The 19,197-nt window shown below is 61.3% G+C and carries 27 protein-coding genes; 23 read left to right on the top strand and 4 right to left on the bottom strand.

Annotation, left to right across the window (positions count from 1 at the left end):
• The first annotated feature begins 1 nt into the window (after window position 1).
• From CAF77_RS25705 to recX, 18 genes are all read left to right on the top strand, one after another.
• On the top strand, window positions 2–1,045 hold the full coding sequence (locus CAF77_RS25705; protein WP_085655604.1) for a phage baseplate assembly protein: 1,044 nt from the start codon (window positions 2–4) through the stop codon (window positions 1,043–1,045).
• A gap of 159 nt (window positions 1,046–1,204) precedes the next feature.
• Window positions 1,205–1,714: a phage baseplate assembly protein V gene (locus CAF77_RS25700; RefSeq protein ID WP_011332728.1), complete on the top strand. Its 510-nt coding sequence runs from the start codon at window positions 1,205–1,207 to the stop codon at window positions 1,712–1,714.
• Window positions 1,714–2,112, top strand: coding sequence for a phage GP46 family protein (locus CAF77_RS25695; RefSeq protein WP_064379046.1), 399 nt, complete (start codon window positions 1,714–1,716; stop codon window positions 2,110–2,112). Before CAF77_RS25700 ends, CAF77_RS25695 begins: the two co-directional genes overlap by 1 nt.
• Window positions 2,102–3,145: a baseplate J/gp47 family protein gene (locus CAF77_RS25690; protein ID WP_064379047.1), complete on the top strand. Its 1,044-nt coding sequence runs from the start codon at window positions 2,102–2,104 to the stop codon at window positions 3,143–3,145. The genes CAF77_RS25695 and CAF77_RS25690 overlap by 11 nt, the downstream gene beginning before the upstream one ends.
• Complete coding sequence (locus CAF77_RS25685; protein ID WP_011332730.1) at window positions 3,133–3,732, top strand: YmfQ family protein; 600 nt, start codon at window positions 3,133–3,135, stop codon at window positions 3,730–3,732. The genes CAF77_RS25690 and CAF77_RS25685 overlap by 13 nt, the downstream gene beginning before the upstream one ends.
• 11 nt (window positions 3,733–3,743) lie before the next feature.
• Window positions 3,744–4,838: a phage tail protein gene (locus tag CAF77_RS25680; RefSeq protein WP_085655603.1), complete on the top strand. Its 1,095-nt coding sequence runs from the start codon at window positions 3,744–3,746 to the stop codon at window positions 4,836–4,838.
• 7 nt (window positions 4,839–4,845) lie between these two features.
• A complete protein-coding gene (locus CAF77_RS25675; protein ID WP_064379049.1) occupies window positions 4,846–5,412 on the top strand; it encodes a tail fiber assembly protein in 567 nt (188 codons plus the stop codon).
• Between the two features lie 22 nt (window positions 5,413–5,434).
• Window positions 5,435–6,361: a hypothetical protein gene (locus CAF77_RS25670; protein WP_085655602.1), complete on the top strand. Its 927-nt coding sequence runs from the start codon at window positions 5,435–5,437 to the stop codon at window positions 6,359–6,361.
• Window positions 6,361–6,828 (top strand): phage tail assembly chaperone, encoded by a 468-nt coding sequence (locus tag CAF77_RS25665; protein WP_064379051.1) that lies wholly within the window; start codon window positions 6,361–6,363, stop codon window positions 6,826–6,828. The genes CAF77_RS25670 and CAF77_RS25665 overlap by 1 nt, the downstream gene beginning before the upstream one ends.
• 41 nt (window positions 6,829–6,869) lie before the next feature.
• Window positions 6,870–7,766 carry a hypothetical protein gene (locus tag CAF77_RS25660; RefSeq protein WP_064379052.1) on the top strand — a complete coding sequence of 299 codons (897 nt, stop codon included), beginning with the start codon at window positions 6,870–6,872 and terminating at the stop codon, window positions 7,764–7,766.
• The gene (locus CAF77_RS25655; RefSeq protein WP_064379053.1) at window positions 7,767–8,213 is read left to right on the top strand and encodes a hypothetical protein; all 447 of its coding nucleotides are present in this window, start codon (window positions 7,767–7,769) and stop codon (window positions 8,211–8,213) included.
• Window positions 8,214–8,231: 18 nt separating this feature from the next.
• A complete protein-coding gene (locus tag CAF77_RS25650) occupies window positions 8,232–9,392 on the top strand; it encodes a hypothetical protein (RefSeq protein ID WP_064379054.1) in 1,161 nt (386 codons plus the stop codon).
• Window positions 9,392–9,646, top strand: coding sequence for a hypothetical protein (locus tag CAF77_RS25645; protein WP_064379055.1), 255 nt, complete (start codon window positions 9,392–9,394; stop codon window positions 9,644–9,646). The genes CAF77_RS25650 and CAF77_RS25645 overlap by 1 nt, the downstream gene beginning before the upstream one ends.
• 33 nt (window positions 9,647–9,679) lie before the next feature.
• Entirely contained in the window at window positions 9,680–10,243 is a 564-nt protein-coding gene (locus tag CAF77_RS25640) for a glycoside hydrolase family 19 protein (protein WP_064379056.1), read from the top strand.
• On the top strand, window positions 10,225–10,755 hold the full coding sequence (locus CAF77_RS25635; RefSeq protein ID WP_064379057.1) for a lysis system i-spanin subunit Rz: 531 nt from the start codon (window positions 10,225–10,227) through the stop codon (window positions 10,753–10,755). The genes CAF77_RS25640 and CAF77_RS25635 overlap by 19 nt, the downstream gene beginning before the upstream one ends.
• A 68-nt stretch (window positions 10,756–10,823) precedes the next feature.
• On the top strand, window positions 10,824–11,324 hold the full coding sequence (locus CAF77_RS25630) for a CinA family protein (protein ID WP_064379058.1): 501 nt from the start codon (window positions 10,824–10,826) through the stop codon (window positions 11,322–11,324).
• An 83-nt stretch (window positions 11,325–11,407) separates the two neighbouring features.
• On the top strand, window positions 11,408–12,466 hold the full coding sequence (gene recA, locus CAF77_RS25625; protein WP_003222269.1) for a recombinase RecA: 1,059 nt from the start codon (window positions 11,408–11,410) through the stop codon (window positions 12,464–12,466).
• Between the two features lie 8 nt (window positions 12,467–12,474).
• Complete coding sequence (recX, locus tag CAF77_RS25620; protein WP_064379059.1) at window positions 12,475–12,945, top strand: recombination regulator RecX; 471 nt, start codon at window positions 12,475–12,477, stop codon at window positions 12,943–12,945.
• 64 nt (window positions 12,946–13,009) lie between these two features.
• Here recX and CAF77_RS25615 read toward each other — a convergent pair whose 3' ends face one another.
• Window positions 13,010–14,128 carry a TIGR00730 family Rossman fold protein gene (locus tag CAF77_RS25615; RefSeq protein ID WP_064379060.1) on the bottom strand — a complete coding sequence of 373 codons (1,119 nt, stop codon included), beginning with the start codon at window positions 14,126–14,128 and terminating at the stop codon, window positions 13,010–13,012.
• A 352-nt stretch (window positions 14,129–14,480) separates the two neighbouring features.
• Here CAF77_RS25615 and CAF77_RS25610 point away from each other — a divergent pair, with 352 nt between their 5' ends.
• Window positions 14,481–14,675, top strand: coding sequence for a hypothetical protein (locus CAF77_RS25610; RefSeq protein ID WP_011332745.1), 195 nt, complete (start codon window positions 14,481–14,483; stop codon window positions 14,673–14,675).
• Here CAF77_RS25610 and CAF77_RS25605 read toward each other — a convergent pair whose 3' ends face one another.
• Window positions 14,676–15,101 carry a PA3611 family quorum-sensing-regulated virulence factor gene (locus CAF77_RS25605; protein ID WP_064379061.1) on the bottom strand — a complete coding sequence of 142 codons (426 nt, stop codon included), beginning with the start codon at window positions 15,099–15,101 and terminating at the stop codon, window positions 14,676–14,678.
• Between the two features lie 189 nt (window positions 15,102–15,290).
• Between CAF77_RS25605 and CAF77_RS25600 the strand changes: the two genes are divergently transcribed.
• Window positions 15,291–16,034, top strand: a complete 744-nt coding sequence (locus tag CAF77_RS25600; protein ID WP_085655601.1) for a tRNA-uridine aminocarboxypropyltransferase — start codon at window positions 15,291–15,293, stop codon at window positions 16,032–16,034.
• Here CAF77_RS25600 and CAF77_RS25595 read toward each other — a convergent pair.
• Entirely contained in the window at window positions 16,001–16,267 is a 267-nt protein-coding gene (locus CAF77_RS25595) for a hypothetical protein (protein WP_139831636.1), read from the bottom strand. The genes CAF77_RS25600 and CAF77_RS25595 overlap by 34 nt on opposite strands.
• Between CAF77_RS25595 and erdR the strand changes: the two genes are divergently transcribed.
• Both erdR and CAF77_RS25585 read left to right on the top strand, forming a co-directional pair.
• Window positions 16,260–16,910 carry a response regulator transcription factor ErdR gene (gene erdR / locus CAF77_RS25590; protein WP_064379063.1) on the top strand — a complete coding sequence of 217 codons (651 nt, stop codon included), beginning with the start codon at window positions 16,260–16,262 and terminating at the stop codon, window positions 16,908–16,910. The two genes, CAF77_RS25595 and erdR, sit on opposite strands and share 8 nt — an antisense overlap.
• A gap of 75 nt (window positions 16,911–16,985) precedes the next feature.
• Complete coding sequence (locus CAF77_RS25585; protein ID WP_003222276.1) at window positions 16,986–17,348, top strand: diacylglycerol kinase; 363 nt, start codon at window positions 16,986–16,988, stop codon at window positions 17,346–17,348.
• Here the strand turns inward: CAF77_RS25585 and CAF77_RS25580 are convergent.
• Window positions 17,345–18,271: a LysR family transcriptional regulator gene (locus CAF77_RS25580; RefSeq protein ID WP_011332748.1), complete on the bottom strand. Its 927-nt coding sequence runs from the start codon at window positions 18,269–18,271 to the stop codon at window positions 17,345–17,347. The two genes, CAF77_RS25585 and CAF77_RS25580, sit on opposite strands and share 4 nt — an antisense overlap.
• Window positions 18,272–18,415: 144 nt before the next feature.
• On the opposite strand from CAF77_RS25580, the gene fpr reads away from it, so the two are divergent.
• Window positions 18,416–19,195, top strand: a complete 780-nt coding sequence (gene fpr / locus CAF77_RS25575) for a ferredoxin-NADP reductase (protein ID WP_003222277.1) — start codon at window positions 18,416–18,418, stop codon at window positions 19,193–19,195.
• Window positions 19,196–19,197: the final 2 nt, after the last annotated feature.

Raw genomic sequence — 19,197 nt, 5'->3', positions numbered from 1 at the left:
CATGAACGAGACTGACAACCGCGTCACGCTGACCGTCAACAACATGGAGTACGGCGGCTGGAAAAGCGTGCAGATCACCGCGGACCTGGAGCGTCAGTTCCGCACCTTCAAACTCGACATCACCTGGCAATGGCCGGGGCAGACCGTGGATCAGCGGATCAAGGCCGGCGACCCGTGCGAAGTGCGGATCGGCCAGGATCTGGTGCTCACCGGTTATGTGTTCAAGGCCCCGATCAGCTATGACGGGCGGCAGATCAGCCTGAGCATCGAAGGCAGTTCCAAGACCCAGGATCTGGTCGATTGTGCGGCGCGAAATATCCCCGGCCAATGGCAGGATCAATCGCTGTTGAGCATCGTCCAGGCCCTGGCCGGGGAATACACGCAGTTTGTGGTCAACGAAATTCCCGAGACCGCACGCCTGAGCAAACACACCATCGTTCCGGGTGAAACCGTGTTTCAGTCGATCGACCGTCTGCTCTCGCTGTACCGGGTGTTTTCCACCGATGACGCCGAGGGGCGGCTGGTGCTGGCCAAACCGGGCAGCGGCGGCCGCGCGAGCGATGCGCTGGAGCTGGGCAAGAACATTCTCTCGGCCAATGCGCCGATGGATCACAGCCAGGTGTTCTCCGAATACAAGGTGATCGGCCAGCAAAAGGGCAACGACAAGAAGAGCGGGGCGGCAGCCAGCGAAGTGGAATCGACGGCGACCGACCTGAGCTTCAAACGCCGGCGCACCACGATCATCAACGAGGGCTCGCAACTGACGTTCGAACTGGCCCAGCAGCGGGCCCAGTGGGAAAGCGCCACGCGCATGGGCCGGGCGCTGACCACCACGTATCAGGTGCAGGGCTGGCGCCAGTCCAACGGCGATCTGTGGCGCCACAACACGCTGGTGAAGGTCAAGGATCCGGTACTCGGCTTCGATGGCGACATGCTGATCTCCAAGGTTACGTATTCGTTGTCGGCGCAAGGCTCGGTGACCACGCTGCAAGTGGCGCCGCCGCATACCTTCGACGCCAATCCGACGCCCCCGAAAAAAACCTGAGCCTGACGCCGAACCTGACTGGCATCACCTGACCCTGTGGGAGCGGGCTTGCCCGCGATAGCGGTGGTTACCGCAAACACTACTTTGCCTGACACACCGCCATCGCGGGGCAAGCCCGCTCCCACAGGTTTTGTGTTGGCAAAGTCCTGAGGACAATTCATGAGCCTACTGACACGCCTGCTGGCGCGCGGCACTGTCGTGCTCGCCAATTCGGCATCCAAGCTGCAATCGCTGCAAATGCGCCTCACCGCCGGTGAAGTGAACGACGACATGGAGCACTTCGAACCCTACGGCTTCACCAGCCATCCGCTGGCCGGTGCCGAAGGTGTCGTCACGTTTCTCGGCGGTGACCGTTCTCACGCCATCGCTCTGGTGGTCGCCGACCGCCGTTACCGCCTGCAATCGCTGGCGGCCGGCGAGGTGGCGATCTACACCGACGAGGGCGACAAGATTCACTTCAAGCGCGGGCGGATCATCGACATCGAAACCGCCACGCTCAATATCCGCGCCAGCACCGCCGTGAACTTCGAGACGCCGGTGATCAACCAGACCGGCAAGATCGTTTCCAAGGGCGATCAAGTGGCCGGCGGCATCAGCCAGATCAAGCACGTGCACGTTGGCGTGCAGGCGGGCAGTGGCCAGACCGGCGCGCCGGCGGGAGGTCAGTGATGCTTTTCAGTCAGAACCTCCACGCCGCGCTGACCCGTGCGGTGCTGATCAGCCTGTTCACCTGGCGCCGCGCCGCCGACGACGATGCCCTCGACGACGAGGAGCGTTTCGGCTGGTGGGGCGACACCTTTCCCACCGTGGCCGACGATCGCATCGGCTCACGACTGTGGCTGTTGCGCCGGGTCAAGCTGACCCGCCAGACGCAGATGGACGCCGAGTTCTATGCCCGCGAAGCCTTGCAGTGGCTGATCGATGACGGCCACTGCAGCGCCATCGACATCATCAGCGAACGCCTCGACGCCCAGCGCCTGAACCTGCGCTCGGTCCTGACCCTGGCCGACGGCGAACGCCTGGACATCAACCCCGATAACAGTTGGCAGGTGATCTATGCCGTTTGAAACCCCTTCGCTGCCGGTGCTGATCAAGCGCACCCAAAGCGACCTGGCCGGCGATTCGCTGCGCCAGTCCGATGCGCAAGTCCTGGCCCGTACACTCGGTGGTGCCGCTTACGGTTTGTATGGCTACCTTGACTGGATTGCCGAGCAGATCCTGCCCGACACCGCCGATGAATCGACCCTGGAACGCATCGCCGCACTGCGCCTGAACCAACCGCGCAAACCGGCGCAGGTTGCCACCGGCACGGTCAGCTTCAGCGCCACGGCGGGCGCGGTGCTGGACGCCGATACGTTGCTGCAGGCGAGTGACGGTCGCACCTTCAAAGTCACCGTCGCGCGCACCACCGTCAATGGCGTCAACAGCACCAGCATCGCCGCGCTGGATGCCGGCAGTCTGGGTAACGCCGAGGCCGGGCTGGCGTTGACGCCGGTGCAGCCGATCGCCGGTGTGGTCAGCAACAGTTTTGTGGTGCTGGCGCCGGGGCTCAATGGCGGCGTGGCGCGGGAAAGCCTGGAGTCATTGCGCTCGCGGGTGATCCGCTCCTATCGCGTGATCCCCCACGGCGGTTCGGCCAGCGACTATGAAACCTGGGCGCTGGAAGTACCGGGTGTGACCCGCGCGTGGTGCCGTGGCGGCTTCCTCGGGCCGGGCACCGTCGGCGTGTACATCATGCGCGACGACGATCCGCAACCGGTGCCGAATGCCGATCAACTGGCCGAAGTGCAGGCTTATATCGAGCCGTTGCGCCCGGTGACTGCCGAAGTGCATGTACGCCCGCCGGTGCAGAAGCCGGTGACTTATCAACTGAAGCTGATCCCCGACACCACTGCCGTGCGTGCCGCCGTCGAAACTCAGCTGCGCGACCTGCATAACCGTGAAGCCGACCTGGGCGAGGATCTGTTGATCAGCCATATCCGCGAAGCGATCAGCAGCGCGGCAGGTGAAACCGATCACGTGCTGTCAGCCCCGGTGGCGAACGTGGCCGCGGGTGACAGCGAACTGCTCACCTTCGGGGGTTGCGTATGGCTGCCATAAGAACCGCCGCGCAATACCAGGCGCAACTGCGCGCCTTGCTGCCGAGCGGTCCGGCATGGGATCCGGAGCGCGTGCCGGAGCTTGAGGAAGTGCTGCAAGGCGTCGCCGTCGAACTGGCGCGCCTCGACGCTCGCGCCGCCGACCTGCTCAACGAGATGGACCCGGCCGGCGTCAGCGAACTGGTGCCGGACTGGGAGCAGGTGATGAACCTGCCCGACCCGTGCCTCGGCGCCACGCCGCTGTTCGACGACCGTCGCCTCGCCGTGCGCCGCCGCTTGCTGGCGGTCGGCAGCCAGGCCGTCGGCTACTACCTGGAAATCGCCAAAAGCCAGGGTTACCCCAACGCCACCATCACCGAACTCGAAGCCCCGCGTATGGGCCGTTCGCGTTTCGGCGCAGCGCACTGGGGCACCTGGGAAGCGCAGTTCATGTGGACGCTCAATACTGGCGGCCGCTTGCTGCTCGGCCGGCGTTATGGCGCGAGCTACTGGGGCGAGCGCTTCGGCGTGAATCCGGGCTCGGCGCTGGAATGCCTGATCCACCGGGCGGCACCGGCGCATACCAAGGTGCATATCAACTATGACTAGGGAATAACGCAATGGATTATCCGAAGAGTGTCCCCAGCGTCGGCCTGGTCGATGGCCGGTTCGTCGATGAAAATCCGGTGGCCGGAACGCCCGGCTCCTTGATTCCGGCGGTGTGGGGCAACAGCGTTACACAAGAGATTCTCAACGTGATTACTGGCGCCGGGCTGGCAGCCGCCGAGGCCGATACCGGTCAGTTGCTCAGAGCCATTCAATCGATTGTCGGCAATGCCAGTCCGATGCGTTCGGTGGTAACACGGCTGACTGCATCCAGGGCGTTGACTGACCCGGAGCTGGGCCTGGTGCTGATTGATGGCGGATCCAGTGCCGTGACGGTGACGTTGCCGCCGGCGAACGCGGCGCTGGGTGTACGCGATGTGTTTGTTCGGCGCATGGATAACAGCGGCAACCGATTGATCGTTCAGGCGTCGGGTTCCGACCGCATCCGTTTTCACACGCATCTTTCACCCAGCGGTTATCCGTTTTTGGTGTTGATGGGCGGCGGGGATTGGTGGCAGTTGCGCAGCGATGCTGCGGGTAGCTGGTGGCCAGTCGGTCGGTTCGACAACACTCCACTCGGCCGACCGTTTTTTGAAACGACCATCCTGCTCAGTCCCGGTGGCTACGGTGCGCTCAACGGTACAGTCATGAAGCGTGCCGAGTGGCCCTGGTTGTGGGACCACGCGCAGCTATCTGGAATGTTGGGTACCGAAGCCGCGCGTGCGGGCAACGAAGGTAAATGGACGTCGGGTGACGGTGCCGCAACCTTCCGAGGCCCTGAAGGGCGCGGTGAGTTTCTGCGAGTGCTGGACGAGGGGCGGGGCGTGGATGCGGCACGTGCGATGGGTTCTTTTCAGGTGGGCTCGACGCATTCGTATGCCATGGGCGCCAATGGTGCCGGAGCGGTCGGCGCGTGGTGGTCGGACAGCCTGACGAGTTTCGGTGCCGATACTCGTGAAGAACCGCAATACGTGTCCGGGCTGTACAACGGTGGCCCGGTCTTCCCTGCCGGTACGAGTTATCAGCGGGATGCCGCCAACGCCCTGCTGCTGGCGTTCAAGTCCCGCCCTCGCAACATCGCCTATCCCGGCCGTATCAAGCTCATCTGAGGTGCCTATGTTCAACTATCTGTTTGACGGCTCGGGCGCCTTGTCCGGGCCTGTCGAGTTTTTTGTGACCCCGGGCATCGGTATTCAACTGCCCGGCAATGCGGTGGAGTTGTCCTTCGAGTTGCCCGCGCCAGAAGCCGGTCGTACCTGGGCCCTGATCAACGGTGTACCGCGAGAGGTGATTGACCGGCGCGGTCCGGTTTTCCGCAAGGATGGCGGCGGGCAGCAGATCTGGAGTGAGTTGGGGGAGTTGCCCGATACCCTCACAACGCAGCCCTGGCCGGGGGAATTTCATGTGTGGCGCGGCGACGCCTGGCAAGTGGATGAACAGGCCCGATTGCTCAGCATCAGCCAGCAGATGCTGGAACAGCGCGACACGCTGCTGCGCGATGCCGTCCTGCGCATCGCCCCCCTGCAATACGCCGAAGACATCGGCGACGCCAGCCACGAAGAGCAACTGCAATTGCTCGAATGGAAGCTCTATAGCGTGGAGCTGAATCGCATAGAAAAGCAGGCCGGTTTCCCCACTGAAATCACTTGGCCGGCAGTGCCCGGCGCAAGCGTAACCAACTGACCGCAGCACAGGGAACCGTGCAATGGATTATCCAAACAGCATCCCCGGCGTCGGCCTGGTCAACGGCGGTTTTGTCGATGAAAACCCGGTTGCCGGCACGCCCGGATCATTGATCCCCGCCGCCTGGGGCAACAGTGTCACGCAAGAAATTCTCAACGCCATCAAGGCCGCCGGACTGACGCCGGACGAGAGCAAGACCAATCAGTTGGCAACGGCCATTGGCGCCCTGGTCGACTTCACCAAAATGAAAAACACCCCGACCACGCTGGCGGGCTACGGCATCACCGATGCGGTGGGGCGGTTGTTGGCGGTCAGGCAGATCGACGCGGTCGGGATCACGGTTTACCGCCCCAACCCCAATGCGAAAAGGATTCGCGTCCGGCTGGTCGGCGCGGGAGGTTCCGGAGGCGGATGTGCACCTGTCGAGGTGAGCACTCTGCGAATTGGCGGAGGCGGTGGCGCCGGTGCCTATGCGGAAGGTCTGTACGACGTGACAACGGACATGCTCGCCGGCGTGCCGGTCACGCTGGGCGCTGGTGGCGCGTCCCGCACTGTGGCTGGCTTGGCGGAGGGCGGCGCTTCGTTCGGTTCTTTGATGAGTGCTGCCGGTGGCGCTGGCGGATCGGTTCTGGCTGTCGCCGTGGGACCCACGGCGAACGGCTTCGTCCAGGGCGGTCCGGGTGGTCAGGTGGTCACGGGCGGCAATCTGACCAACGCCCGCGGCATGAGCGGTGGGTTCGCGATGTTCAACAACAATTGGGGCGTGCTTTCCGGTACCGGAGGGGCCAGCCCGTTTGATGGCGGTGCGTCGTCCACCGGTATCAACGGCAATGGCTATGCGGGGGTTCGTGGTTCCGGAGGTGGAGGTACCTGCTCCAACAACACGTCTGTGTCGTTTCTGAGCGGTGCCGGCGGCAACGCTTTCTGTGAAATCTGGGAGTACGCGTAATGGTCATGTATGCACGCATTGAAAACGGTGTCGCGGTCGAAGTGATCGACACCGGTGACTACGCGATCGACCAACTCTTCGCGCCTGCTTTTGTCGCTGCGATGGTGCAGGTGCCCGAGGGTGTGAGCGTCGAAATCGGCGCGCCGATGGCCGATGCGACTCCCGCGATCGAACCTTCGTGCGAACCGCAAATTCCTGTCATCGCTCAGGTCGCAATGGTCGACGACAACGAGCCTCTGGCAGCAGAGCGCGCCTGGCGCCAGTCCGCACTCGCAGCCACCGAATGGCAAGTCACCCGCCACCGCGACGAGCAGGAACTGGGACGCGGAACAACGCTCAAGGCCCAGCAATATCTGGAGCTGCTCGAGTACCGCCAGGCCTTGCGTGACTGGCCAGGTGCCGGCGCATTTCCGTCCTCCGTTTTACGACCGTCAGCGCCCCAATGGCTGGCCACGGACATTGGCTGAAGCCCTCACACAACCCATGAATTCAGATAAGGAGATAAACCGTGGACTACCCCAATAGTGTTCCCAGCGCAGGTCTGGTGAACGGCAAGTTTGTCGATGAAGACCCGGTCACCGGCAAGCCGGGATCCTTGATCCCGGCCAGCTGGGGCAACGGCATCACTCAGGAGCTGCTGACCGTCATCCAGACCGCTGGCCTCACCCCGTCCGAGACTCGAACCGACCAAGTGCTGACGGCATTGCGCAGCAACAAACTGTTTGCGACCGCGCCGCAGTTCGACAACAGTCAGTCGGTCGCCACTACCGCTTTCGTGAGCCGCAGCGGTCTGCAGTTTTCCGGTTTCGCCTCCTATCCGACGAGTACGACTTTGACAGCGGCCAGCGTGGGCGGCGTGGCCAGTTTTTCCAGCGCCACGCCGATTACGGCGACCCTGCCTTCCGTTGCCAATATTCCTCATGCCGGGACCCTGCATATCCTCAACGCCGGGAATGGCGTTCTGACGATCAGTCCCACCGGCAATGAAGCCATTGAAACCTGCAACGGCACCATCGGCGCACTCAAGCTTGGCCTCGGTGATTCGGCGCAACTGGTCAAGTTGACCGGACAGTGGCGACTGTACGGCGGATCGATCAGCGACCGGTATGCGACGGCCCATTCCGGCGTCTACGGCAATGTCGGTTACCAGCGCTTTCCCAGCGGCAACATCGATCAATGGGGAGTCGGGACGACCGATTCCAATGGCGATGTCTATGTGACCTTTCCGATCGCATTCCCGACCGCCTTTTCATCGATTGTCGCCATCCATTCGGGCGGCGATGGAGCCATGGTCGTTCAGTACGCGGGATCGGAAAGCCGAACCGGATGCCGTTTGAAGGTCCGCAGTTATAACGGGGCCGTCTCGGCAAACTGGGGTATCTATTATTTTGCAAAGGGCTACTGAATGAACCCGTTCAATGTGTTTTTCAGCGCAACTACCCGGGCCGTTTATGTACCCGGTATCAACACCTCGGACATTCCCGAGGATGTGATCGAAATTCCTCAGGCGTACTGGATCTCCCTGTTGCAGCAATTGGCCGTCTCGCCAAAGGTGATTGGCGTCAACAATGACAACGGGTTTCCGATTCTGGTGGATCCGCCGCCACCGAGTCCCGAAGAAGCAGCCGATATCGAACGCCATTGGCGCACGGCGCAACTGGCCGCGACCGATGGCCTGGTGGCGCGTGATCGCGATGAGCTGGAGGACGGCGGCGGCACCACGCTGACCACCGAGCAATATGCCGAACTGCAAACCTATCGGCGCGAGTTGCGCGGCTGGCCCCAGGCGTCGTTTTTCCCGTTCAGCGAGCATCGTCCGGTAGCGCCGCGCTGGTTGGCTTCGGCGCTCTAGCAGATAAAGGAAACGGAAATGGATTACCCGAAAAGCGTTCCCGGCATCGGGCTGGTGAACGGCAAGTTCGTCAATGAAGACGTCGTCGGTGGATTGCCGGGATCGTTGATTCCCGCGACCTGGGGCAACGGTGTCACCGATGAGTTGTTGAATGTCGTCAAGTCTGCGGGCCTTGAGCCGAGCGAAAACGATGCGACGCAGTTGCTCCTGGCAATCAAAAAGATAAGCCAGGTCGGTGAAGATAAACACGCCGCGGATATCGGCGCTGCCAATCTGTACATGGCCAACTACGTGCCGGCCATCACGACGTTGAAGGACGGGCTGGCGCTGCGTTTCACCGCAGGCAATGCCAATACCGGAGCGAGTACCTTTGCGCCGAATGGCTTGCTGCCCAAGCCGCTTTTGAGTCTGGCGCAGAGTGCATTGCGCCCAGCGGAGATTGTCGCAGGCAGTGTTTGCTCTGTGGTTTACAGCGCTTTGCTGGACAGTTGGCTGCTGGTTTACGCCAGTGGCGGCAACGCCAACAGCGGTCGATTGCTGGGGATCAAGACGTTCACCTCTTCGGGAATTTATGTACCGACGACGGGGATGAAAAATGTGCTGGTCAAGGTGCTGGGTGGCGGCGGTGGCAGTGGTGGAATAGCCGCGACCAACGGCAGCCAGGTTTCACTTGCCGGTGGCGGTGCTTCCGGAAGCTATGCCGAAGCATGGATTTCTTCAGCCGTCATAGGTGCGAACCAAGTCATTACCGTGGGTGCAAAAGGTGCAGCCGGAGCTGTTGCAGCAAGTGCCGGTCCAGGTGGGACCAGCTCCTTCGGCTCTTTGGTGTCTGCACCGGGCGGTGGCGGATCTCCCTCTCTCGGAGTCATCAATGTCACCGATTTTGGCTTGTTCGTCGGTGGCTTTCCGAGCACGAGCGCTACCGGCGGCAATATTGTTAGCAGTTCGGGTGCGGCCGGCAGTCCGGGGATCAACGTCACTGGCTCAATTCTGGCCGGGCATGGCGGGAACTCTCCGTTGGGTGGCGGTGGCTCTGGTAGCAGCGTGGCTCTGAGTCTTGCAGCACCAGGAACCGGCTACGGGGCAGGCGCCGGCGGCATTGCCAACGCCCTCAACCAACCGGGCAGGCCCGGCGGTTCTGGCGCCCCCGGCGTCGTGATCATTTACGAGTACGCCTGATGAAAACCTACGCACGCGTTGTTGAAAACACGGTGGTCGAGCTGTTCTCGACCGATGGAAACATGGTCGAGATGTTTCACCCGGATCTGCTCTGGGTCGACATCACCGATATCACGCCCGCGCCGCAAATCGACTGGTCGGCAAACTTCGGCACCCTTGGCTGGGTGTTTTCGTCGCCGGAGGAAAGTGCCCCGGAGGGAACCCTGAAAACCCTGGCAAAGAAATGGCTGACCGGTCTCGGCCGCCAACCGTGATTCAATCGGGACATCCAGGGAGGATCGAGCATCATGCAAATCACTGAAGACAATCTACTCACCATCATGCCCAACGCCCGCCGCCAAGCGGGCGTTTTTGTTTCTGCACTCAACGATGCCATGGCGCGCCATCGCATCGACACGCCCAAGCGTATTGCCGCGTTTCTTGCCCAGATCGGGCATGAGTCGGGGCAATTGCAGTACGTGCGTGAACTGGGCAACAACCAATACCTGAGCAAATACGACACCGGTACGCTGGCCCTGCGGTTGGGTAACACGCCCGAGGCCGATGGCGACGGGCAGAAGTATCGCGGGCGCGGGCTGATCCAGATTACCGGCCGCACCAACTATCGCCAGTGCAGCCTCGGGCTGTTCGGCGATGAGCGACTGCTGGCGCTACCGGAGCTGCTGGAGCAACCGCAATGGGCGGCCGAATCCGCGGCGTGGTTCTGGGCGCAGAACGGCCTGAACGCGCTGGCCGACCGTGATGAGTTCAACAGCATCACCCGGCGGATCAACGGCGGGTTGAACGGCTTGCAGGATCGCCTGGAACTCTGGGGGCGGGCGAGGGCGGTGCTATGCCAGCCTTCGGTCTGAGCGTCTGGCGGCTGATTGGCCTGGTGCTGTTGGCCGCAGGATCGGCGGCGCTGGCCTGGCAGTTTCAGGACTGGCGCTACGGTCGTCAATTGGCCGAACAGGCCCGGCTGCAGGCCGAGACCCTCAATCAACTGACTTCGGCCGCTGCCGCCGCGCAACAGGCCGAGCAGGACAAGCGTCTGGCCCTGGAGCAAAGGCTCGCGGCCGGCGAACAAACCCATTACCGAGCACTGAACGATGCCCAACGTGATCAGGATCGCCTGCGCGATCGCCTTGCCACTGCTGATCTGCGCCTGTCAGTCCTCATCGACGCAGGCGACGCTGCCCAAGGCTGTGGTGTGCCAGCCGCCTCCGGCGCCGGCGGCGTGGATCATGCAGCCGTACGCGCCCGACTTGACCCGGCGCATGCTCGACGAATTGTCGCCATCACCGGCGAAGGCGACCGCGGACTGATCGCCTTGCAGGCCTGTCAGGCCTATATCAGAGCGCTGGCGCCTGCACATTTTGAATAAGCTTGTGTATTGAAAGCGCAACCGGCTCGTGTACGGTGGTACCCATTCCATCCGATCCGGAGCGCGCCGTGAAAGAAATCACTCAACTGGCGGCCGAACTTGGCCGACGTCTGCAATTGCTCAATTCTCACGTCACTACGGCCGAGTCCTGTACCGGTGGCGGGATTGCCGAAGCCATCACCCGCATTCCGGGAAGTTCGGCATGGTTCGAGGCGGGTTACGTGACCTACTCCAACCGCCAGAAAACCCAGCAGCTGAATGTACCGACCGAGCTGTTCGGCACCGTGGGCGCGGTCAGTCGCGAAGTGGTCGAGGCCATGGTGCGCGGCGCCCAGGAAAAAAGCCTGGCGCGGTTTGCCGTGGCGGTCAGCGGCGTGGCCGGGCCGGACGGTGGTTCGCCGAACAAACCGGTGGGCACCGTCTGGCTGGCGTGGGGCGTGGGCGACCAGGTTTCCAGCGAGGTCCAGCACTTCCCCGGCAACCGCGACGACGTCCGCCGACAAACGGTGAAGGCCGCGCTAGAGGGCTTGCTGCGACTAGCGGCACGAGAAATCGAAAATCAGGGGTAGGCGATCCGTGAACGCTGTGGAATAATACTGGCTACTTATACAGGTGTTGGCCGTCAGGCCTTATTGATTACGTGAGGACTTTAATGGACGACAACAAGAAGAAAGCCTTGGCTGCGGCCCTGGGTCAGATCGAACGTCAATTCGGCAAGGGTGCCGTAATGCGTATGGGCGATCAGGACCGTCAGGCGATCCCGGCCATTTCCACCGGCTCTCTGGGTCTGGACATCGCACTCGGCATCGGCGGCCTGCCAAAAGGCCGTATCGTTGAAATCTACGGTCCTGAATCTTCCGGTAAAACCACACTGACGCTGTCCGTGATCGCCCAGGCTCAAAAAGCCGGTGCGACCTGCGCCTTCGTCGACGCCGAACACGCCCTCGACCCAGAGTACGCCGGCAAGCTGGGCGTCAACGTCGACGACCTGCTGGTTTCCCAGCCGGACACCGGCGAACAGGCCCTGGAAATCACCGACATGCTGGTGCGCTCCAACGCCGTTGACGTGATCATCGTCGACTCCGTGGCCGCTCTGGTACCGAAGGCAGAAATCGAAGGCGAAATGGGTGACATGCACGTGGGCCTGCAAGCCCGTCTGATGTCCCAGGCGCTGCGTAAAATCACCGGTAACATCAAGAACGCCAACTGCCTGGTGATCTTCATCAACCAGATCCGCATGAAGATCGGCGTGATGTTCGGCAGCCCGGAAACCACCACCGGTGGTAACGCGCTGAAGTTCTACGCCTCGGTTCGTCTCGACATCCGCCGTACCGGCGCGGTGAAGGAAGGCGACGAAGTGGTCGGCAGCGAAACCCGTGTCAAGGTTGTGAAGAACAAGGTTGCTTCGCCGTTCCGTCAGGCCGAGTTCCAGATTCTCTACGGCAAGGGTATCTACCTGAACGGCGAGATGATCGACCTGGGCGTACTGCACGGTTTCGTCGAGAAGTCCGGCGCCTGGTATGCCTACGAAGGCACCAAGATCGGTCAGGGCAAGGCCAACTCGGCCAAGTTCCTGGCGGACAACCCGGAAGTCGCGGCCAAGCTCGAGAAGCAACTGCGTGACAAACTGCTGTCGCCAGCTGTGATTGCTGATTCCAAGGCTTCTGCGGTCAAAGAGACCGAAGACGACCTGGCTGACGCTGATATCTGATTGCACCGATGACAACCGCCGTACTCGATACCCTCGTCGCGGTGCGGCGAACCGCCATGGACCTGCTCGCACGCCGCGAGCACGGTCGAGTCGAGCTGACGCGCAAACTGCGTCAGCGTGGCGCTCCCCCCGAGATGATCGAAACGGCCCTCGACCGATTGACGGAAGAAGGGCTGCTTTCCGAAGCCCGATATCTTGAAAGCTTTGTTTCCTATCGCGCCCGCTCCGGTTATGGCCCTCTGCGGATTCGCGAAGAACTGAGCCTGCGCGGTTTGCAACGCGCCGATATCGAACTCGCCTTGCGCGAGAGCGGCATAAACTGGCAGGAGCAGCTAACGGACACGTGGCAACGGAAGTTCTCCGGACAACTTCCCGGCGATGCCAAGGAACGCGCCAGACAAGGTCGATTCCTGGCGTACCGGGGATTCTCGATGGAGATGATCAACCGCTTGTTCAGCGGTAGAGGGATGGACGATTAAATCGCTTCAGCTTCAATCAAAAAAAACGGCCCGCTATTTCGATAGCGGGCCGTTTTTTTTGCCTTCACGTTACCTTCGACGGTTCGCGGGTGCGTTGCGCGGTCTGGGGTTTTGACTGGGCCCAGTTTTCCGGCAGATTGATGTAGTCCACCAGCTCCCGCAGACGCCCGTGGTTTCGGGCATTGAACGCGAATGCCAAGCGCGTCAGGTGACTGAATTGAGCCTCGTCGTGTTCTTCGCCAGCGTAGGCGTGTTGATGGAACTGATCGCTCAGGCACAGATCGGCAAAAGCCTCCTGCATATGGTCGAGGGCCTGATCGCTAAGTTTGTGATTCATGCGAATGACAAACTGGCGCTTGAGCCAGCGGCTGGAGTGGAAGTTGCCATAGAACTGGTTGATCTGCTCCACCGCCTCTTCAACGTTGTAGACCAGGCGCATCAGCTTCATGTCGGTCGGCAGGATGTAGCGGTTTTCCTCCAGTTGCTGGCGGATGAAGTCCAGCGCGCCTTGCCAGAAAGTCCCTCCCGGTGCGTCCAGCAGCACCACCGGCACCAGAGGGCTTTTGCCGGTCTGGATCAGCGTGAGCACTTCCAGCGCTTCGTCCAGGGTGCCGAACCCGCCGGGGCACAACACCAGCGCATCGGCTTCCTTGACGAAGAACAGCTTGCGGGTGAAGAAGAAATGGAACGGCAGCAGGTTATTGGTGCCGTCCACGGTGGGGTTGGCATGTTGTTCGAAGGGCAGGGTGATGTTGAACCCGAGGCTGTGATCGCGCCCGGCACCTTCATGGGCCGCGGCCATGATTCCGCCGCCGGCACCGGTGATGACCATCATGTTCGAGCGGGCCAGCGAGGCCCCGAGTTCCCGAGCCATGGCGTAAAGGGGATGTTCGACCGGGGTTCGAGCCGAACCGAATACCGTGACCTTGCGTCGCCCCTTGAACTGTTCAAGGGTGCGAAAGGCCTGCTCCAGTTCGCGCAGGGCTTGCAGGGTGATCTTGGCGTTCCAGCGGTTGTGGTCTTCCTGGGCCATGCGCAGCACGGTCAGGATCATGTCGCGGTAGATGGGGGAATTCGGGCTGTCGGGTGACACCAGGTTGAGTTGTTCTTCGACCTTGCTGATGAGGTCGTGGCCGCTTTCCTGAAAATGACGGCTGAGCAGGTCATTCGGTTGGTAAGGCATGCAACTTCTCCTTCTGCACAGAGCTTCCGGCCCTGACGTGCGGCGTCAGTGCCGCGCTGCAAGAAAACAAACAGCCGGCAGCTCCTTTCCTGCCGTTAATAAAAGATCGGGAATACGTTGAATCTAGACCCTCAAAGCATTTTTCGCTCATTGAACATCGCGCCGCAAAGTCTTTCCTGGCAACTGCTTATTGCCGCTTTTCGAAGTGTTTTCACCGCTCGTCCGATGCCACGTCGAGGGCTGAATGCTCTGATTTACTAGGTTAAAGGCACCGTGCGACAACTTTGCGTCAACGAGCGTACGCCAGGTGCACGCTATTCAAGGATTTGCGGGTGGCAAGGAGGCGGGACACATGACCAGAGTCATTCTGGAGATCGATGCGCAGCTGTATCGATTGTTGAAAGCATCAGCCGAGACCAATCATGTGAGTCTCGAAGAGGAGTGCTGCCGACGCCTGGCGGGAGGGGAGCGCCGCTCGCGTTACTTGCAGGCCTTGCTGGCCGAACTGCGCGCCGAGGATGAACAGCGGCGCGCCACGTCGAGATGATTACTTCTTCTTCGCTGGAGCCGCTTTCGGGCAATCCGATTCCTGGTAGCTGGCGGAGCCGATCGCCTTGTTGGTTTTCACTTCGGTGAATTCATAACGCATGATCGCGCCCTTGGCCATCAGCTTACGGTACGACGGGTTGTTGCAGACCGAGGCGCCCAGCTGGAAATACACGGCTTTGGGATCGGCGCGCATTTTGTCGGCGTGGCTCTTTTGCACGCTCAGGTGATTGACCAGCGTGGTGCCTTCGACGGTGTAGCCCTGATCAAGAATGTCTTCGTTGATCGCCCGTGGCGTGCCGACGCTGCTTTGTGCGGCGACATTGCGCAGCTCTCGGTTCAGATTCTGCTCACTCAGGGATGCAGCCTGAGCGCTGAAGGACGAGGCCAGCAGAATGGCAGCGGTGGGAACGATAAGGCGCAGCATGAAACTCTCCTGGTTCAGTGACTGGTGGTTCGACCAGCCACGTGACTGTGCGTTCAGTGGCGGCGAATTATAGGGGAGCCGGTCGGGAGGGTACAGGCTTGTGCCCGTCGCTCTGGTAAACTGCCGGCCTTTATTGCCCTGCCGAGTGTCGTTCGTGTCGAGTTTCCCTGCCTGCCGGTGCCGTCTGCGATGAATCATGCCCCCAACGCCGTGGCCCGCCTGCGCGATCAGCGCGAGGACGAAGGCATCAAGCCGATCCAAGCCCGTGGTTTTCGCTCCCCGCGCTGCCGCGATTGCCGCGTGATCATCAGCCATTGCCTGTGCGCCTGGCGGCCGACCGTCGATACGCGTTCGGGTGTTTGCCTGATCATGACCGGCAAGGAAGTGTTCAAACCCAGCAATACCGGCTGGTTGATCGCAGACATCGTGCGCGACAATCATGCTTTCATCTGGTCGCGGACCGAGCCCGACGAGCAACTGCTGGCGCTGCTGAACGACCCGCAATGGCAGCCGTATCTGGTGTTCCCCGGCGAGTACGTCGAACCCTCGCGGGTGACCAATACCGTGGATCTCGATAGCAGCAAGCGTCCGCTGTTCATCCTGCTGGACGCGACCTGGACCGAAGCCCGGAAGATTTTCCGCAAGAGCCCGTATTTCGACCGTTTGCCGATCCTCAGCCTGTTGCCCGACAAGCTGTCGCGCTATCGCCTGCGCCGCTCGACCCGCAGCGAGCACCTGTGCACCGCCGAAGTGGCGGCGCTGTGCCTGGAACTGGCCGGCGATTCGGACGCCGCGTCGGCGCTGGATGCCTATTTCGATGTGTTCAGCCAGCATTACCTGGGCGCCAAGCAGCAACTGGACGTCAATGTGTCGACGCCGGCCCACGCTGAATTGCTGCCCTATATCCGAAACGCGGCGCCATTACCGGCCTGATCCTGGCCCATACTGCTAAAGCAGTGGCCGCGTGGCTTGACCACCCCGGCCTGGCTGGTCATGCTTGGCGCCGATTGGGGTGCGGCCAAGGTTTGAAACGCCGTTTTTTGTTCGTGATTGGCGTTGAACGTGCCCCTGTGGATACCGCCGCCGGGCGGTGTCTCGAGTTGCTTTGGCAAGGCCCGAATGCCCGGGCCCGCCATCAAAAACAGGATCATTTGAAAAATGGCCACATACGACATCCTGATTGCCGATGATCACCCTCTCTTTCGTAGCGCGCTGCATCAAGCAGTGACGATGGGCCTTGGCCCGGATGTACGCATGGTGGAGGTGGCGAGCATCGCCGAGCTGGAAACCCGCCTGACCGAGAAGGCTGACTGGGATCTGGTGCTGCTGGACCTGAACATGCCGGGCGCTTTCGGATTTTCCGGGCTGGTGATGCTGCGCGGTCAGTACCCGCAGATTCCGGTGGTGATGGTTTCGGCCCAGGAAGAAGCCTCGGTGATGGTCAAGTCCCGGGAATTCGGTGCCAGTGGTTTCATTCCCAAGTCCAGCGACCTGAGCGTGATTCAGGAAGCGGTGCGTAAAGTGTTGGACGGGGACGTGTTCTGGCCACCCCAGGCGTTCGAAGCGGTCAGCGTTTCGGATGAAGCCAAGGCTGCCAGCGATGGCCTCGCCAGCCTGACGCCACAGCAGTTCCGGGTGTTGACCATGGTCTGCGAGGGTTTGCTGAACAAGCAGATTGCCTACGAGCTGAATGTGTCCGAAGCGACCATCAAGGCCCACGTCACGGCGATTTTTCGCAAGTTGAACGTGCGGACCCGGACCCAGGCCGCTTTACTGCTGCAACAACTTGAGTCAATTCCGAGCCAGTAAGTACTGGCGTCTTCACGCTTTTTTGACTTTCGTTGATCTAGCTTCCCCACTTCCTTTCGGTCGGTTATCTACTTTATGTCACCTTTCAAGGGCCAGACGGGCCTGAAACGCATCCTCAACGCTTCCGGATACTCGCTGGACGGCTTGCGCGCCGCCTTCACCGGCGAAGCGGCTTTCCGCCAATTGGTGCTGCTTAACGTGGTTCTGATTCCACTGACGTTTTTCCTCAATGTCAGCCGGGTCGAGCAGGCGCTGCTGATCGCCGTGTGCCTGCTGGCGCTGATCGTCGAGCTGTTGAATTCGGCGGTGGAGGCGGCCATCGACCGCATCTCGCTGGAATTGCACCCGCTGTCCAAGAATGCCAAGGACATGGGCAGTGCCGCGCAATTCGTGGCACTGAGCATGATCGCCCTGGTGTGGGCGGTGATTCTGCTTTAAGCGATGCTCGGCAGAACGATCTCGTCGCTGCGCTGGACCCCGGCGGTGAAGGCGCGGCACAGGTCGAGGAATTCGCGCATGGCGGAAGTCTGGTACTTCTGTTTGTGCCAGATGAAATAGAACTGCCGCGCCAGATCCAGATCCGGCGTCTCCACCGGCACCAGGCTGCCGCGCCGGAAGGCGTCCCGCAGCGCCAGCCGCGAAATGCAGCCAATACCCAGACCTGATTCCACGGCGCGCTTGATCGCTTCGGTGTGTTCCAGCTCGAGCCGGATGTTCAGTGCGCTGCGGTGATGCCGCATCGCCTGATCGAAGGTCAGGCGCGTGCCCGAACCCTGTTCCCGCAGAATCCACGCTTCATGGGTCAGTTCCTCCATGGTCGCGCTGCCGCGTTTGGCCAACGGATGCTGCGGGGCGCAGAACACCACCAGTTCATCCTCGACCCAGCTCTGCACTTCGATGTCCGGGTGGCTGCAATCGCCTTCGATTAGACCCAGATCAATTTCGTAATGAGCCACTTGTTGCACGATATTGGCAGTGTTCTGCACGTGCAGCTTCACCTGGCTTTCGGGGTGGCGCTGCATGAAACCGCCGATCAGCAGCGTCGCCAGGTAATTGCCGATGGTCAGGGTCGCGCCCACCGACAGCGAGCCGAAACCGGATTTGCCGTTGAGCAGGTCTTCGATTTCCTTGGCCTGATCGAGCAGGGCCACCGCTTGCGGCAACAATTGTTTGCCGAGGGCGTTGAGGCTCAGGCGTTTGCCGGCGCGATCGAACAGCTGGCAGCTGGACTGGCGCTCCAGTTCAGTGATGGAAGTGCTGGCGGCCGATTGCGACAGGTTGAGCAGCCCCGCAGCTCGGGACACGCTTTCCTGCTGGGCGACGGCGACGAAGACTTGCAGTTGACGAAGAGTAAATCGCATATCGATATAACCGATAACCCTTATCTTAATAATCCAGTTAACAGATATTGTCGGCGCTATTAGAATGCGATGCAATTGCGCACCGTCGGCATTCTTCAACACGAGCCGGGCAGGCGCAGATCAATCTCCAGGAGTCCCACGTACATGAGCAACATGAACCACGAGCGTGTCCTCAGTGTTCATCACTGGAACGACACTCTGTTCAGCTTCAAGTGCACCCGCGATCCGGGCCTGCGCTTCGAGAACGGTCAGTTCGTGATGATCGGCCTGCAACAGCCCAACGGCCGCCCGCTTATGCGCGCTTACTCGATCGCCAGCCCGAACTGGGAAGAGCATCTCGAGTTCTTCAGCATCAAGGTGCCGGACGGTCCGCTGACCTCCCAGTTGCAGCACCTGAAGGAAGGCGACGAGATCATCATCTCGAAAAAACCGACCGGCACCCTGGTGCTGGACGACCTGAACCCGGGCAAGCATTTGTATTTGCTGAGCACCGGTACGGGTCTGGCGCCTTTCATGAGCGTGATCCAGGACCCGGAAACCTACGAGCGCTTCGAGAAAGTGATCCTGGTTCACGGTGTTCGTTACGTCAACGAAGTCGCCTACCGCGAATTCATCACCGAGCACCTGCCGCAGAACGAATTCTTCGGCGAAGCGCTGCGTGACAAGCTGATCTACTACCCGACCGTGACCCGCGAACCGTTCGAGAATCAGGGCCGTCTGACCGACCTGATGCGCAGCGGCAAGCTGTTCAGCGACATCGGCCTGCCACCGATCAACCCGCAGGACGACCGCGCGATGATCTGCGGCAGCCCGAGCATGCTCGACGAGACCAGCGAAGTGCTCGACAGCTTCGGCCTGAAGATCTCGGCGCGGATGCGCGAGCCGGGTGACTACCTGATCGAGCGCGCATTCGTCGAGAAGTAAGC

This window comes from Pseudomonas sp. R15(2017), from assembly GCF_002112685.1.
Lineage (GTDB): Bacteria > Pseudomonadota > Gammaproteobacteria > Pseudomonadales > Pseudomonadaceae > Aquipseudomonas > Aquipseudomonas glycinae.
The sequence above is the reverse complement of the archived record's forward strand: the minus strand, read 5'-3'. Positions and strand labels throughout refer to the sequence as shown.

Bases quoted from the DNA above. Each gene is read 5' to 3' on its own strand.
- CAF77_RS25705 (WP_085655604.1), top strand. From the start codon at position 2: ATGAACGAGACTGACAACCGCGTCACGCTGACCGTCAACAACATGGAG.
- CAF77_RS25700 (WP_011332728.1), top strand. From the start codon at position 1,205: ATGAGCCTACTGACACGCCTGCTGGCGCGCGGCACTGTCGTGCTCGCC.
- CAF77_RS25695 (WP_064379046.1), top strand. From the start codon at position 1,714: ATGCTTTTCAGTCAGAACCTCCACGCCGCGCTGACCCGTGCGGTGCTG.
- CAF77_RS25690 (WP_064379047.1), top strand. From the start codon at position 2,102: ATGCCGTTTGAAACCCCTTCGCTGCCGGTGCTGATCAAGCGCACCCAA.
- CAF77_RS25685 (WP_011332730.1), top strand. From the start codon at position 3,133: ATGGCTGCCATAAGAACCGCCGCGCAATACCAGGCGCAACTGCGCGCC.
- CAF77_RS25680 (WP_085655603.1), top strand. From the start codon at position 3,744: ATGGATTATCCGAAGAGTGTCCCCAGCGTCGGCCTGGTCGATGGCCGG.
- CAF77_RS25675 (WP_064379049.1), top strand. From the start codon at position 4,846: ATGTTCAACTATCTGTTTGACGGCTCGGGCGCCTTGTCCGGGCCTGTC.
- CAF77_RS25670 (WP_085655602.1), top strand. From the start codon at position 5,435: ATGGATTATCCAAACAGCATCCCCGGCGTCGGCCTGGTCAACGGCGGT.
- CAF77_RS25665 (WP_064379051.1), top strand. From the start codon at position 6,361: ATGGTCATGTATGCACGCATTGAAAACGGTGTCGCGGTCGAAGTGATC.
- CAF77_RS25655 (WP_064379053.1), top strand. From the start codon at position 7,767: ATGAACCCGTTCAATGTGTTTTTCAGCGCAACTACCCGGGCCGTTTAT.
- CAF77_RS25650 (WP_064379054.1), top strand. From the start codon at position 8,232: ATGGATTACCCGAAAAGCGTTCCCGGCATCGGGCTGGTGAACGGCAAG.
- CAF77_RS25645 (WP_064379055.1), top strand. From the start codon at position 9,392: ATGAAAACCTACGCACGCGTTGTTGAAAACACGGTGGTCGAGCTGTTC.
- CAF77_RS25640 (WP_064379056.1), top strand. From the start codon at position 9,680: ATGCAAATCACTGAAGACAATCTACTCACCATCATGCCCAACGCCCGC.
- CAF77_RS25635 (WP_064379057.1), top strand. From the start codon at position 10,225: ATGCCAGCCTTCGGTCTGAGCGTCTGGCGGCTGATTGGCCTGGTGCTG.
- recA (WP_003222269.1), top strand. From the start codon at position 11,408: ATGGACGACAACAAGAAGAAAGCCTTGGCTGCGGCCCTGGGTCAGATC.
- recX (WP_064379059.1), top strand. From the start codon at position 12,475: ATGACAACCGCCGTACTCGATACCCTCGTCGCGGTGCGGCGAACCGCC.
- CAF77_RS25615 (WP_064379060.1), bottom strand. From the start codon at position 14,128: ATGCCTTACCAACCGAATGACCTGCTCAGCCGTCATTTTCAGGAAAGC.
- CAF77_RS25610 (WP_011332745.1), top strand. From the start codon at position 14,481: ATGACCAGAGTCATTCTGGAGATCGATGCGCAGCTGTATCGATTGTTG.
- CAF77_RS25605 (WP_064379061.1), bottom strand. From the start codon at position 15,101: ATGCTGCGCCTTATCGTTCCCACCGCTGCCATTCTGCTGGCCTCGTCC.
- CAF77_RS25600 (WP_085655601.1), top strand. From the start codon at position 15,291: ATGAATCATGCCCCCAACGCCGTGGCCCGCCTGCGCGATCAGCGCGAG.
- erdR (WP_064379063.1), top strand. From the start codon at position 16,260: ATGGCCACATACGACATCCTGATTGCCGATGATCACCCTCTCTTTCGT.
- CAF77_RS25585 (WP_003222276.1), top strand. From the start codon at position 16,986: ATGTCACCTTTCAAGGGCCAGACGGGCCTGAAACGCATCCTCAACGCT.
- CAF77_RS25580 (WP_011332748.1), bottom strand. From the start codon at position 18,271: ATGCGATTTACTCTTCGTCAACTGCAAGTCTTCGTCGCCGTCGCCCAG.
- fpr (WP_003222277.1), top strand. From the start codon at position 18,416: ATGAGCAACATGAACCACGAGCGTGTCCTCAGTGTTCATCACTGGAAC.